Origin of the sequence: Dactylosporangium sp. NPDC049525, from assembly GCF_040676755.1 — a bacterium.
Taxonomy (GTDB): Bacteria; Actinomycetota; Actinomycetes; order Mycobacteriales; family Micromonosporaceae; genus Dactylosporangium.
The window spans coordinates 100,111-112,808 of sequence record NZ_JBFAPO010000011.1; the positions used below are offsets into that span (position 1 = coordinate 100,111).

Annotated in this window: 18 protein-coding genes; 6 read left to right on the top strand and 12 right to left on the bottom strand. The window is 73.1% G+C overall.

Annotated elements, in window-relative coordinates; translation table 11 throughout:
• Window positions 1-3: 3 nt before the first annotated feature.
• The 3 genes from AB0K00_RS18570 to AB0K00_RS18580 are packed head-to-tail and all read right to left on the bottom strand — an operon-like array spanning window position 4 to window position 2,063.
• Window positions 4-741: a hypothetical protein gene (locus AB0K00_RS18570; RefSeq protein ID WP_363522261.1), complete on the bottom strand. Its 738-nt coding sequence runs from the start codon at window positions 739-741 to the stop codon at window positions 4-6.
• A complete protein-coding gene (locus tag AB0K00_RS18575; protein ID WP_363522263.1) occupies window positions 741-1,247 on the bottom strand; it encodes a GNAT family N-acetyltransferase in 507 nt (168 codons plus the stop codon). The genes AB0K00_RS18570 and AB0K00_RS18575 overlap by 1 nt, the downstream gene beginning before the upstream one ends.
• Before the next feature lie 24 nt (window positions 1,248-1,271).
• On the bottom strand, window positions 1,272-2,063 hold the full coding sequence (locus AB0K00_RS18580; RefSeq protein WP_363522264.1) for a helix-turn-helix transcriptional regulator: 792 nt from the start codon (window positions 2,061-2,063) through the stop codon (window positions 1,272-1,274).
• Window positions 2,064-2,226: 163 nt separating this feature from the next.
• Between AB0K00_RS18580 and AB0K00_RS18585 the strand changes: the two genes are divergently transcribed.
• Window positions 2,227-2,649 (top strand): hypothetical protein, encoded by a 423-nt coding sequence (locus AB0K00_RS18585; protein ID WP_363522266.1) that lies wholly within the window; start codon window positions 2,227-2,229, stop codon window positions 2,647-2,649.
• Between the two features lie 5 nt (window positions 2,650-2,654).
• Window positions 2,655-3,680, top strand: coding sequence for an NAD(P)-dependent alcohol dehydrogenase (locus AB0K00_RS18590; protein ID WP_363522267.1), 1,026 nt, complete (start codon window positions 2,655-2,657; stop codon window positions 3,678-3,680).
• Here the strand turns inward: AB0K00_RS18590 and AB0K00_RS18595 are convergent.
• On the bottom strand, window positions 3,664-4,077 hold the full coding sequence (locus AB0K00_RS18595) for a nuclear transport factor 2 family protein (protein ID WP_363522268.1): 414 nt from the start codon (window positions 4,075-4,077) through the stop codon (window positions 3,664-3,666). The genes AB0K00_RS18590 and AB0K00_RS18595 overlap by 17 nt on opposite strands.
• Before the next feature lie 182 nt (window positions 4,078-4,259).
• Between AB0K00_RS18595 and AB0K00_RS18600 the strand changes: the two genes are divergently transcribed.
• Both AB0K00_RS18600 and AB0K00_RS18605 read left to right on the top strand, forming a co-directional pair.
• Window positions 4,260-5,039: a hypothetical protein gene (locus tag AB0K00_RS18600; protein ID WP_363522270.1), complete on the top strand. Its 780-nt coding sequence runs from the start codon at window positions 4,260-4,262 to the stop codon at window positions 5,037-5,039.
• Window positions 5,040-5,096: 57 nt separating this feature from the next.
• Window positions 5,097-5,585: an HAD-IA family hydrolase gene (locus AB0K00_RS18605; RefSeq protein ID WP_363522271.1), complete on the top strand. Its 489-nt coding sequence runs from the start codon at window positions 5,097-5,099 to the stop codon at window positions 5,583-5,585.
• On the opposite strand, the gene AB0K00_RS18610 is transcribed toward AB0K00_RS18605, so the two are convergent.
• Entirely contained in the window at window positions 5,566-6,339 is a 774-nt protein-coding gene (locus AB0K00_RS18610) for a class I SAM-dependent methyltransferase (RefSeq protein ID WP_363522273.1), read from the bottom strand. The genes AB0K00_RS18605 and AB0K00_RS18610 overlap by 20 nt on opposite strands.
• Window positions 6,340-6,468: 129 nt before the next feature.
• Between AB0K00_RS18610 and AB0K00_RS18615 the strand changes: the two genes are divergently transcribed.
• Window positions 6,469-6,720 (top strand): NADAR family protein, encoded by a 252-nt coding sequence (locus tag AB0K00_RS18615; RefSeq protein ID WP_363522275.1) that lies wholly within the window; start codon window positions 6,469-6,471, stop codon window positions 6,718-6,720.
• Window positions 6,721-6,724: 4 nt separating this feature from the next.
• Here the strand turns inward: AB0K00_RS18615 and AB0K00_RS18620 are convergent, their stop codons facing one another.
• From AB0K00_RS18620 to AB0K00_RS18630, 3 genes are all read right to left on the bottom strand, one after another.
• Entirely contained in the window at window positions 6,725-7,573 is an 849-nt protein-coding gene (locus tag AB0K00_RS18620) for a hypothetical protein (RefSeq protein ID WP_363522277.1), read from the bottom strand.
• A gap of 63 nt (window positions 7,574-7,636) precedes the next feature.
• Window positions 7,637-8,392, bottom strand: a complete 756-nt coding sequence (locus AB0K00_RS18625; RefSeq protein WP_363522278.1) for an NAD-dependent deacylase — start codon at window positions 8,390-8,392, stop codon at window positions 7,637-7,639.
• Window positions 8,393-8,448: 56 nt separating this feature from the next.
• A complete protein-coding gene (locus AB0K00_RS18630) occupies window positions 8,449-9,039 on the bottom strand; it encodes a TetR/AcrR family transcriptional regulator (RefSeq protein ID WP_363522280.1) in 591 nt (196 codons plus the stop codon).
• Between the two features lie 23 nt (window positions 9,040-9,062).
• On the opposite strand from AB0K00_RS18630, the gene AB0K00_RS18635 reads away from it, so the two are divergent.
• Entirely contained in the window at window positions 9,063-9,455 is a 393-nt protein-coding gene (locus AB0K00_RS18635; RefSeq protein ID WP_363522282.1) for a cytoplasmic protein, read from the top strand.
• Here the strand turns inward: AB0K00_RS18635 and AB0K00_RS18640 are convergent, their stop codons facing one another.
• The 4 genes from AB0K00_RS18640 to AB0K00_RS18655 are packed head-to-tail and all read right to left on the bottom strand — an operon-like array spanning window position 9,456 to window position 12,621.
• The gene (locus AB0K00_RS18640; RefSeq protein WP_363522284.1) at window positions 9,456-10,526 is read right to left on the bottom strand and encodes an ABC transporter ATP-binding protein; all 1,071 of its coding nucleotides are present in this window, start codon (window positions 10,524-10,526) and stop codon (window positions 9,456-9,458) included.
• Window positions 10,523-11,377: an ABC transporter permease gene (locus tag AB0K00_RS18645; RefSeq protein WP_363522286.1), complete on the bottom strand. Its 855-nt coding sequence runs from the start codon at window positions 11,375-11,377 to the stop codon at window positions 10,523-10,525. The genes AB0K00_RS18640 and AB0K00_RS18645 overlap by 4 nt, the downstream gene beginning before the upstream one ends.
• 9 nt (window positions 11,378-11,386) lie before the next feature.
• Window positions 11,387-12,199 carry a molybdate ABC transporter substrate-binding protein gene (modA, locus tag AB0K00_RS18650; protein WP_363522288.1) on the bottom strand — a complete coding sequence of 271 codons (813 nt, stop codon included), beginning with the start codon at window positions 12,197-12,199 and terminating at the stop codon, window positions 11,387-11,389.
• Window positions 12,196-12,621, bottom strand: coding sequence for a helix-turn-helix domain-containing protein (locus AB0K00_RS18655; RefSeq protein WP_363522289.1), 426 nt, complete (start codon window positions 12,619-12,621; stop codon window positions 12,196-12,198). Before AB0K00_RS18655 ends, modA begins: the two co-directional genes overlap by 4 nt.
• Window positions 12,622-12,698 lie beyond the last annotated feature (77 nt).

The window sequence follows — 12,698 nt, forward strand, 5'->3', positions numbered from 1 at the left end:
TCGTCAGCTGAGGGGCGGATCGTCCAGTTTGAGCCAGGCCCGCAGGGTCGCGACGGACGCGCCGGCCGGCTCCTGGCCGGTCAGGTAGCGGGCGAACAAGGCCCGCCAGGTCCGCCGCCGTTCGCCGCCGGCCGCGGCCTTGAACGACGCGGACGGCTCCTGCCCGGCGGGCGTCGCGGCCCGTACCTCGCCGGCGCAGGCCTCGCGCAGCCCGGCTTCGACGGCCGGATCGTGGCCGGGCGCCGCGGTGTACAGCAGGAGCAGCCCGAGGGTGAGCAACGGTCGCGCCTCGGGCTCGTCGCGCCAGCCGCCCGGTTCGTGCCGCCGGCACCAGGCCACGAACCGCAGCGCCGGCGCGGTCGCGTCGGGGCCGAGGGCCAGCGCCGAGTCGACCAGGCCCGCCAGGGCGCCGGCGGGGTAGACGGTGTCGCCGCCGCGGACCAGCATCAGGCAGGAGAACAGCCGCGCGACGTGCTCGCGCCGGGCCGCGGCGTCCGGGTTGGTGAAGCTGGACAGCTCCAGCACCTCGCCCGGGTTCCACGGCAGCTTCTCCGGTAGGCGCCGGGCCACCAGCAGGTCCTCGATGCCGTCCTGGTACTCCTCGACCCGCATGCCGTGGTCGAGGGCGGCGATGTCCCGCACGATCGAGGCGTTCAGCCGGGTGCGCACCCAGTCCCGCAGCGCCAGCTCCGCCGGTTGCAGGCCGTCCAGCAGCCGGGCCAGTCCGGGGTCGGGCGGCATCAGCGCAGCTGCTTGCGGAACACGACCTCGTGCCGGGCGTAGCCCATCCGCTGCTCGTAGAACGGCATCGACGTCGGGTTGTCGAGGCCCGTCTCCAGCGTGATGACCACGGCGTCCCGGTCGACCGCCCACTGCTCGACCGCGACCATCAGCGCCGAGCCGACCCCGGACCGGCGGGCGGCACCGGCGACCGCCAGCGCGTCGACGTGGACCCGGCGGTGCCCGAGGTCCCGCTGCAGCTGCCAGCCGGCCGTCGGCAGCGGTTCGTGCACCCGCGCGACCGCCGTGCCGACGATCTCGCCGTCCAGTTCGGCCACCAGCATCAGTACCGACGGATCCGCCGCGAACCGCTCGAAGTGTTCCTCGTGCCAGTCGACGAGACCGTGCGCCGACGGCTCCTGTGCGGTGTGCGGGTCCAGCGCCGCGAAGAACTCCCCGGTCTCCTGCCACAGCCGGGCCCTGCCGGGGCCGTCACCGGCCCGCACGCGTCGTATCACCACTGCCATGCCCCCATCGTGGCCCACGGAAGGTCACCTGACGAGTTCGTTCAGTGCCACGCTCGTCGCGTCGTCGGCCGGCAGGAACGCCTCGAGGCGCAGTTCGGCGATCGTGACGTCGGTGGCGGTGCCGAAGTGGGTGAGCGTCGTGATGAGCCGCAGCTCGCGGTCGTCCATCCGCAGCTGCAACGGCACCGCGAAGCCGAGGTGCTGCGCCGACAGCTGCCGCGGTCGCGGCGGCGCCAGGGTGGTGAGCTCCTCGGCGAGGCTCCGCAGCCGGTCGCTCGGGTTGCGCAGGCTCTCGGCGTGGACCCGGTCGATGATGTGCCAGGCCCACTCGTCGAGGTTGACGATGCGCGGCGCGAGACCGCCGGGGTGCAGCAGCAACCGGGGGACGCTGACCGGCGCCGCGAGCAGGCCGGCGTCGACGCCGCGGGTGAGCAGGTCGAAGCCGGCGTTGGCCGCGACGAGGTCGCCGTACCGGTCGACGATCACCGCCGGGAACGGCAGGTGCCCGTGCAGGATGCGGTCGAGCGCCGCCCGCACCGGCGCGAGCTGTGGGTCGTCGAGGTCGCGCTGCGGATACGCCGGCGCGAACCCCGCGGCGAGGAGCAGCTCGTTACGCTCGCGGATCGGCACCTCCAGGGACTCCGCCAGCCGGATGATCATCGACCGGCCCGGCGCCGAGCGTCCGCTCTCGATGAAGCTGACATGCCGCTGGGTGGTGCCGGCGCGGGCCGCGAGCTCGAGCTGGCTGACCCGCCGGCGGGTGCGCCAGGTCCGCAACGCGCCCGCGAGCCCGCCGCCGGCCGGTTCGGTCGTCATGGCTCCTGTGTACCGGGTCCGCCGCCGCCCGGCGATTCCCTTGAAGGAATTGCCGGCCGACCGGCGGCGCAGCAGAGTCGTGGCCGGCACCGTTGCTCACGACCTTGCCGGCACCGTTGCTCACGACTTTGCCGGCACCGTTGCTCACGACCGAAGGATCATCATGGCCGACATCGACCTGCAGGACCTCACCGATCGGTACGTCGCCGTGTGGGGCGAGCCCGACGCGGACCGTCGCCGCACCGCCATCCGCGAACTGTGGTCCGACGACGCGGTCCACGTGTTGCAACCACCGCAGGAGCTGCGGCAGGCCGCCGCCGGGCTCGGGTTCGACCGGCTCGTTCTGGAGGCACGCGGGCACGCCGAGCTCGAGTCGCGGGTGGCCCGCGCGTACCAGGAGTTCGTCGCGCCGGGCACCTTCGTGTTCCGGTCCCGCGGCGACGCCGACCGGCTCCGCGACGTGGTCAAGTTCCGCTGGGAGATGATGCCCCGCGACGGTGGCGCCGCGGCCGGCGTGGGGCTGGAGATCCTGGTGCTCGGCGCGGACGGGCGCATCGTCAGCGACTACCAGTTCATCGAGGGGTGACCGCCGTGAAGGTACGCAGTTACCACGTGAACAGCGGGGACGGCATCGACGGGCTGTCGCTGCGGGTCGACGGGTCGCGGCCGCCCGGGCCCGGCGAGGTGGCGGTCGCGGTGCACGCCGTGTCGCTCAGCTTCCGTGAGCTGCTGGTGCTGCGCGGCCGGTACGTGCTGCCGGTCAAGCCCGACGTCATCCCGGTCTCCGACGGGGCCGGGGAGGTCGTCGCCGTCGGGCCGGGCGTCCAGCGGGTGCGGCCGGGCGACCGGGTCACCGCCACGCTGTTCCCGCAATGGCAGGACGGTCCGCTGCGGCCGGAGTTCCTGCCGCAGCTGGGCGGCTCGCTCGACGGCCTGCTCACCGAGGTCGCCATCCTGCCGGAGCAGGCGCTCGTGCCGGTCCCGGAACACCTCTCGTACGCCGAGGCCGCGACCCTGCCGTGTGCCGCCGTCACCGCGTGGAACGCCCTCACCGGCGACGGTTCGGGTATCGGTGCCGGCGTCCTTTGTGGACAGACGGTGGTGACGACCGGGTCGGGCGGCGTGTCGCTGTTCGCGGTGCAGCTGGCCAAGCTCCTCGGTGCGACGGTCATCGCCACGACCGGCCGGCCGGACAAGGAGCAGCGCCTGCGCGACCTCGGCGCCGACGAGGTCGTCAACTACCGGACCGTCCCCGACTGGCACACGGCGGTCCGCGACCTCACCGGCGGGCGCGGCGCCGACCGGGTCGTCCACACCGCCGGCGCCTTGGACCAGTCCCTGCGGTCCCTCGCCGTCAGCGGGCACGTCGCGTTCGTGGGCTCCGTCGACGGGAACTGGCCGCCGCTGGACCCCCGCCTGGTGTTCGGCGCCGTCGCGACCCTGCGGGCCGTCGCGGTCGGCAGCCACGCCCAGTTCACCCAGCTGGCCGATTTCGTCACCGCGCACCGGCTGCGGCCCGTCATCGACCGCACGTTCCCGTTCGAGGACGCCCGTGCCGCGTTCCGCCACTACGAGTCGACCAACCCGTTCGGCAAGGTCGTCATCGAGGTCCGCTGAGCTCGGATGCCGTGGCGGGCTCCGGCTCCGCGAGTGCCGCCCGCCACGCGGGACCCTGGAAGGGGTCGGCGAAGTACTGCGTCTCATGCACCACGTGCTCGCCGGCGAACTCCATGATGCTCACCGAATGGGTCGGCACGCCGTCGTAGGTGATGATGCACTCACTCACCCACAGATGCCCGCCACCGACGATCCGCACCACGGTGAAGTGCCGGCTGGCGGGGTGTTCGCCACGTTGCGCCAGAATCGTCGCGCGGCCCCGGAACCGTTCACCCGACTGGGGGTATTCGAGGATCGCGTCGTCGGCGTAGATGGCGTGCTCCGCGGCGCTTTCCCCGGACTCCGATGCCCGCCAGTGTTCCTCGATCGTGGCCCTGGTCCGAGCATCGGGATCCATTGCAGTGCCCCTTTCCGCAGCGTGGCGATGCTCAGATACCACCTCGGCTGCCGTCGAAACCGCGGCGACCACAGCACCGTGCGATTCGCCGGAAGGCCGACCGGGTACGGTTCGGGTGGCTCGCCCGGCAGTCGCCGGTGATCACAGGCTCGCGGCAGGGGACGCTTGATTTGACAGAGGCAATGACGCCACGCTGGCAGGAGGCCGACGAGGCGGTGGAGTCGCTCGTCGCCACCCTGGTGGAAGCGGCCGCCCTGACCGCCGACCGCAGCGTCCGTAAGCGCCCGCGCGGCCGGAGCCGCACGCAGCGCCGGCCGCAGAGCACCCGCCGGCGCATCGCCGAGGTCGTCCGCGCCCACAAGCTCGCGCCGGGGGTGCGCGTGGACCGCAACGTGGTCGCGGCGCTGCTCATCGGCCACCGTGACCTGGTGAGCAACCCGGTCCTGGTGGTCGCCGTCGCGCAGGCCTGCGGCATCCTCGCGGGCCGGAAGCTGAGCGCGAAGAAGGCCGCGCGGATGCGGGCGGCCAGCATGCGCGTCGCGAAGCTCATCGCCCGCGCCGAAGCCGACACGCTCCTCCTGCCGGCGCAACGCACCGAGGCCGCACCGCTGACCCAACCCACCGTTGCCGAACCCACGCCTGCGCCGCTCGAGCCCACGCCTGAGCCCACGCTTGAGCCCGTGCCGCTTGAGCCCACGCTTGAGCCCACGCTTGAGCCCACGCCGATCGAGCCCACGTTGCTTGAGCCTGCGTCGCTTGAGCCCGCGCTGCCGATCGAGACCGGGCCGTCAACCGGGCCTGGGGCAACGGATGCGACGCCGGCGGCGGTGGGTCAGCGCCCCCGACGGAAGAACGCCCGCCGGCGACTCAAGGCTCGCCGGCGACGCCACGCCCGCCGCTGGTGGCTGGCCGCCGCCACGTTGCTCCTGCTCGTCATCCTCGCACTGCTCACCTTCGGCTGACCGGATGCGCTGCCCAGGGGGCGGCCCGACCGCGCCCCGACGAGTACCGTTGCTTCGATGCGCGACGGGGGGCCGGTCCGGGGAGTGCTGTTCGATGCCGGGGGAGTGCTGACGCGGCCGATCGGCGGGCGGTGGAATCCGCGGCACGACTTCGAAAGCATCGTGACGGCGCACCACCCGGACGTCCGTCCGGACCTGTTCCCGGCGGCGATCGACGCCGGGCAACGCTTCCTCGACGCGTGGGCCGGTCTGGAGGCGACCTTCGCCGGACTCGACATCGAGCACTACTTCGCGGGATTCGCCATCTCCGAGGTCCTCGGCTGCCGCAAGCCCGACCCGCGCATGTACGCCGAGGGCAGCCGCCTGCTCGGGCTCCAGCCGCACGAGTGCCTGTTCATCGACGACGACCCGGCGCTCGTGGCCGCCGCGGAGGCACTCGGGTACCGCGGCCTCACCCTCGACCGCGACGCGGAACCCCCGACCCCGGCCGGCGTCATCACCTGCCTCGACGAGCTCGTGCCCGTGGTCATCGGCGGCGCGCGGTGACCATCCAGGCGCGGGCATCGAACCAGACGCCCTCGCCGCTCACGCGCGCCGCGAGGACGTCGCGCAGCCGGGCGAGGGCGCGCTCCGCGGCGGCGGGGTCCAGCCGGCCGAGGATGTCGCCGGTGCACGCGAACCGGCGGACCCAGGCCAGGGCCGCGGCCGGGTCTGGACCGTAGTGGACGGGTTCGTGGACGTCGGTGAGGCCGACGTCGTCGAACCCCGCGGAGCCCAGGATCTCCTCCACGGTCGCGGGATCGGCGAGCGAGAACGGATCGGGCCCGCCGCCGGCGACCGTCGCGGGCCCGCCGAGCGCCGCGCGGATGGCGCCGTCCCACTCGTTGCGGTCGGCGGCCTGCCAGACGAGCATCACCAGCCGCCCGCCCGGGCGCAGCGCCCGCCCGATGTTGCCGAAGGCGGCCACGGGGTCGTCGAAGAACATCGTGCCGAACCGGCTGATCGCCAGGTCGAACGAGCCCGGCGCGAAGTCGTACGTCTGCGCGTCGGCCCGCTCGAAGGTGACGTTGCGCAGCCCCTCGGCCCGGGCGAGGTCGCAGGAACGCTCGATGGCCACCGCGGACACGTCAACGCCGAACGCGCTGCCCGACGAGGCCATGTGCGCGGCGTCCCGGGTCGTCTGCCCGGCGCCGCATCCCACGTCGAGGACCCGGTCGCGGGGCTGGACCGCCCAGGCCCGGTGCAACACCGGACGAAACCTGCTCAGCTCGGCGTCGTAGTCGACCGCGCCCGCGCTCACGGGCGGACCTCGACGATCTCGCGCATCACAGCGCCAGCCTACGAGCGCTGGTGCCGCCGAGCGAGCGCAGGACCCGCCGCCCGCGGCGCGATCCGGCTCGTCGCCAGCGCGCTCGGCGTCGAACGTGCCGTGGGAAGGGCGCCGCTCAGGCCGGACTGGCCCCAAGTCAGGCTGGCCGCGATGCACGCGGTCCTGCGGGCCAAATTCGCCCAGCACCCGCGGCTCGGCGACGTGCTCGTGGCGACCGGCGACGCCCGCATCGACTACAGCCTCAGCTCGGCGTACTGGAGCGGCGGCGCGAAGGGACGCAACTGGCTCGGCCGGCTGCTCGAGCTGGTGCGCTCCGAACTCGTGGCCCAGCGAGCCGGCTTCCATCCATAGACGGTCACCCGGCCGTCAGCCGGGGCGAGAACGTGAGGTCGGCGAAGGACGGCGGATCGGTCGACATGTGGTTGCAGTGGTAGACGCGTTCGAGGGCGCCTGCCGGTTCGATGACCATCCCGGCCTGCTCCGACCACCGGTCAACGCGTTCCCAGGTGGCGCCTCGGATCACGTACACATTGCACACCTGCAGCGTCTGCGTCGGCGACACGTAGTCGACGGCGGTGTCCGTGGCCGTCCGATTGACCGTCTCGGCCGGTGTGCCGTCGACCGTCCCGCCGGGCGCGCGGATCGCGATGCCGTGCTCGTGGGCGTGATCCGGGTGCAGGACGCGGACCGTGATCCTGCCGGTGCTCGGGACGCCGTGCCACGTGTCGCCGGTGGTGATGTCGCGGGAGCCCCACCGGATCGTCGGTGGGATGGTCCTGGGCAGGTCGAGGCGCTGCCGTCGTTTGACGGCGTCCAGCATCGCGTTCGCGATCGACAGCCCGGTCTGTTGATAGTCGATCGGGGAGCCGGTCACGCCGAAGGTGCCGCCGATCGGGTCGAGGGTCCGGCGCCACCCGTGTGGGCTGCCGAGGCAGGTCAGGATCGCCTGGTGGGCGGCGAGAATGTCGGCGTCGTCGACCGCGTGGATGTCGTCTGCGGCGTGCTCGCGGTACCTGATCGTGAGCCCCGCGTCCTCGCGCACCGTCACCTCGACGAACCGGCCGGCCGTGTCCAGCGACGCGATCGTGGCGGTCGGGTTGTCGGCGGGCGTCAGGCCGTCGAGCGTCCAGAACAGTTCGTCGGCGCCGGCGAGGACGGAGGCGTCCGCGGGGTCGAAGAGTGTCACCTGGAATCGGTCTGCCATGTGCTCCATCCGGTGGTTCGGGGGCGGACGTGGTCGCTGTAGGCGGCCGTCGGTAGCGCCGGCTTACCGGGCGGCCTCGACCAGTGCGGGCAGCACCTGGGCCGCGGTGCCGCGCAGGTTGACGGCGCAGACCCGGTCCAGTGGCGTGGGCTCCGGGTTGACCTGGATCACCGTGGCGCCACAGCGCCTGGCGATGCGGGGGATCTCCGCGGCCGGGTACACCACGCCGGACGTGCCGACCGTCAGCAGCACGTCGCAGGTGGACGCCGCCTCGATCGCCGCGTCCAAGGCCGCCGCGGGCAGTTGCTCGCCGAACCAGACGACGCCGGGACGCACCAGCGCCCCGCAGCGCGCGCACCTCGGTGGTGGCAGGCGGCCGCCCTCCTCGGGGTCGGTGTCGGGCACGTCGGCCGGGTGGGCGCCGGCGCCGATGCAGCGGGGCGCGAAGAGGCTGCCGTGCAGGTGGACCGGCGCCCGGGAACCGGCCCGCTCGTGCAGGTCGTCGACGTTCTGGGTGATGACCACGCTGCCGGGGATCAGGGTCTCGATCTCGGCGGTGGCGAGGTGCCCGGGATTGGGTTCGGCCTGGCGTACCCGGGCGCGGCGCCACTCGTACCATCCCCAGACCAGGTCCGGGTCGGCATGGAATGCCTCGGGCGTGGCGAGCTGCTCGGCGTCGAAGCGGGCCCACAGGCCGGTCAGATCGTCCCGGAACGTCGGCACGCCGCTCTCGGCCGACATGCCGGCGCCGGTGAAGACGACCACCCGGCCGGCCCGGCGGAGGATCGTGGCGACGGCGGACGGCAGGTCGGTCTCCATCCGGCAGATCCTGCCAGCATCGCCGGTCCCGCGGTGCTGCGCCCGGGCCGGCCGGGTCAGGTGCCGCGGAGAGCGGCGTCGAGCAGGGCGTGCGCGGTCCGGCGGACCGTCTCGGCGGCCTGGGCGCGGGTCTGCCCGGCGATGTCGACGAGCCAGATCAGTGACTCGATGCCGGTCGCGGACCGGATCGCGACCGCGAGGTGGCGCACGTCGACCGTGGGGTGGCTGCGCCGCACCGGCTCCAGGGCGTCCTCGATCCAGCCGATCGCGCGGCCCTGCCGCAGGGCCGGCTGGGCGCCGGACTGCTCCAGCGCCAGCCGCAGCGAGGTGCGCAGCTGCGGTTCCCATTCGAAGTTGTACCGGCTGAACGCCGCCATGAACGCGTCGAGCCGGGCGGTCGGGTCGGCCGGCGCGTCGGGGGGCAGCAGCGTGTCCGGTGAGATCTGCGGGTGGGCCGCGAGCAGCAGGCTCCGCTGATTCGGGAAGTAGCGGTAGGCGGTCGTGCGGGACACCCCGGCGCGTTCGGCGGCGTCCTCCACCTGCGGGGTGGAGCCCTCGGCGAGCAGCGCCCGGGTCGCGTCGACCAGCGCCTCCCGGGTCCGGGTCTTCTGCTGTGTGCGCCCGGTCGCCTCATATGGTATTGGCATCACCATCATGGTACCGTAGTCCCATGGTACTGGAGTCCCATAAAGATCCCGTGGTCACCGATCCCGCGCTCTACTCGGTGCTGTTCGAGAACGACCGGGTCCGGGTGCTGCAATACCGCGACCGCCCCGGCGATGCGACCCACCCGCACCGGCACCCCGACAGCGTCATGGTCACGCTGAGCGCCTTCAGCCGGCGCGTCGTCGCCGGTGACCGCCAGGTCGAGATCGAGCTGCCGGCGGCCCACGCGCGATGGGTCGGCGCTCAGGAGCACGCCGGCGAGAACATCGGCACGACGGAGTCCCACGCGGTCTTCATCGAGCTGAAAGAGCCTGCACCGACCGCACCGTCCACATGGGACACGCGGGACACGCGGGACACGCCGCTCGGCCCGGCGGCGGCCGGCGCGGGATCGTGATCAGGCCGGGTAGGCGCGGGTCTCGGTCGCCTTGACCGCGGCCCACACCTGCTGGCCGGGGGACAGGTGCAGGTGCGCGGCGGCGGCCGGGGTGACGTCCGCGGCGGCGGTGATCGGGCCGGTGAGCTGGATGCGTAGGTTGTCGCCGTGGCGCTGGATGCCGGCGACGGTCGCGGCCCACGTGTTGCGCGGGCTGCCGTCGGGCCGGTTGGGGTGCAGCGCGACCGCGGACGGCCGGAACACGACGAACGCGTCACCGTCGAGCCGGTCCTCGGCGGTCAGGCTGAACCCGTCGCCGAGCTGGACGGTGTGGCCGTCGGCGCGGCCCCGGTAGAGGTTGAGCCCGACGAGCCGGGCGACGTAGTCGGTCCGCGGTTGCGCGGTGATCGTCGCGGCGTCGCCTTCCTGGACCACGTGGCCGTCCTCGACGATGACGAGCCGGTCGGCCAGGACGAGCGCGTCGAGCGGGTCGTGGGTGACGAGCAGCACGGCGCCGCGGTGTTCGGCGAGATGCCGCTGCAGTTCGGCTCGGGTGTCGAGTTTGGTGCGGGCGTCGAGGGCGGCGAGGGGCTCGTCGAGCAGCAGCAGCGCCGGGTGTACCGCGAGCGCCCGGGCCAGGGCGACCCGCTGTGCCTGCCCACCGGACAGTTGGCGGGGTTTGCGGCGGGCGTGCTCGGCGAGGCCGACCCGGGCGAGCCAGCCGGCCGCCTGCTCGCGCGCGGCGCGCCGGTCCACACCGTGCCAGCGCGGGCCGAACGCGACGTTGTCCAGTGCGGAAAGGTGCGGGAACAGCAGGTAGTCCTGGAACACGACGCCGATCGGGCGGCGCTCCGGCGGGGTGAAGCGGCGTTGGCCGGGCCGGTCGAGGTCGGCGCCGTCGACGGTGACGTGCCCGGCGGTGAGCGGCTGCAGCCCGGCGAGGGCGCGCAGGGCGGTGGTCTTGCCCGCGCCGTTGGGGCCGAGCAGCGCGACGACCTGCCCGGGGTCGATCCGCAGCCGCACGTCGAGGCGGAACGTGCCCCGGTCCACGACGATGTGCGCGTCCACCGACGCTGAGCTGAACCCGGTCATGGGCTGGTGATCCAGCGGTCGCGGAGCCCGGCGAGAATGGCCACGGAGACGGTGAGCAGGATCAGGCTCAGCACGATCGCGGCGTCGAGGTCGGTCTCCAGGGCCAGGTATACGGCCAGCGGCATGGTCTGCGTGGTGCCGGGGTAGTTGCCGGCGAAGGTGATGGTGGCGCCGAACTCGCCGAGCGCCCGCGCCCAGCACAGCACCGCGCCGGCGGCGATGCCGGGTGCGACGAGCGGCAGCGTGACGTGGGTGAACGTGGTCCACCGGCCGGCCCCGAGGGTGGCGGCGGCCTCCTCGTAGCGGGTGTCGGCGCCGCGCAGCGCGCCTTCGACGGCGATGATGAGGAACGGCATCGCCACGAACGCCTCGGCGATGACGACGCCGGTGGTGGTGAACGGGAACGTGATCCCGAACGTGGTGTCGAGCCACTCGCCGAGCAGGCCCTTGCGGCCGAAGACGAGCAGCAGCGCGACCCCGCCGACGACGGGTGGCAGGACGAGCGGGACGGTGACCAACGCCCGGACGAGCCGCCGCCCGGGGAACTCGACGCGGGCCAGGAGCCACGCGAGCGGCACGCCGAGCAGCACGCAGACCAGAGTGGCGAGGGTGGCGCACTGCAGCGACAGCCGCAGCGCGGTCAGCACACCGGGCTCCGTGAGCCGCTGCGGCAGCGTGGTCCAGGGCGCGCGGACCAGCAGGCCGATCAGCGGGAAGGTGAGGAACAGCAGGCCGAGCCCGGCCGGCAGCAGCAGCCCGACCGGTATCCGCGGCCGACCGGCACGGCGCCGGGGAGGCGCGACGGGCCGCGCCTCCCCGGTTGCATCTACAGGGTCGTCCACGATCGGCATCGCCGGAGCTTACGGTGCCTGGAAGCCGGCGTCGGTGAGCACGGTCTTGCCCTTGGCCGACAGCACGTAGGCGACGAACGCCTGCGCACCGGCCGGGTTCTTCGCCTTCTTCAGCACGATGATCGGGTAGTCGTTGATCGCACCGGCGGACTCGGGGAACTCGATGCCGTCCACGTCGGCGGTGGCGGCCTTGGCGTCGGTGCGGTACACCAGCGCGGCGTCGACCTCGCCGAGCTTCACCTTGGACAGCGCGCCCTTGACGTCCTGCTCGAGCGTCACCGGGGTGAGCTTCACCGCGGCGGCGTCGAGGGCCTTCTTCGCGGCGGCGCCGCACGGCACCTGCTCGGCGCACAGGGCGACCTTCACGCCCGGCTTCGTCAGGTCGGCCAGGCCCTTGATCGCCTTCGGGTTGCCCTTCGGCACGGCGATGACGAGCTGGTTCTTCACGAACGTGGTGGGGGTGCCCTCGCCGCCGCCGGCGTCGGTGACGGTCTTCATGTTCGCCGGGGCCGCGGAGGCGAACACGTCGGCGGGCGCGCCGTTGTTGATCTGGGTCGCCAGGGCCGAGCTGCCGGCGAAGTTGAACGTGACCTTCGCGCCGGGGTTGGCGGTCTCGAAGTCCTTGCCGATCGTCTTGAACGTCTCGGTCAGCGACGCCGCCGCGAACACGGTGACGTCGCCGGTGACCGTCGCGGCGCTGCTGGCGGTGCCGGTGGACGGCTGCGGGGCGGCGGTCTTCGTATCGTCCCCGCAGGCGGTGAGACCCACGACGGTCAGGGCCGTGAGCGCCGCCAAGGTGGTGCGGATCCAACGGGATGTCACGAGCTGTTCCTCCCTTTGTTGGCGACGGCCGGAGTGGAGCGCTCCACCACGACCGTGGTCGACTTGATCACTGCGATGGCCACCGACCCGACCTGCAGGTCGAGGTCGTCGACGGCCTCCCGGCTCATCAGCGACACGATCCGGAACGGCCCGGCCTGGATGTCGACCTGCGCCATCACCGTGTCCTTGACGACGGCGGTGACGATGCCGCGCAGCCGGTTGCGGGCCGAGGACCCGTCGGCCCGGTCGTCCGGCTCGGTGCCCTGGGCCCGCACGAACTGCGCGAGGTCCACGCCGTCGATGAGCCGGTGGCCGTGCTCGTCCCGGCTGGCGGGCAGCCGGCCGGCGTCGACCCAGCGCCGGACCGTGTCCACGCTCACGCCCAGCAGTTCGGCCGCCTCACTGATCCGGAACACCGTCATCCGATCACCGTAGTCTGCCGCATCTGCGACGGGAAACCGTCCATCGAGCTAGCGTCTTCGAGACCCTGGTCTCATTT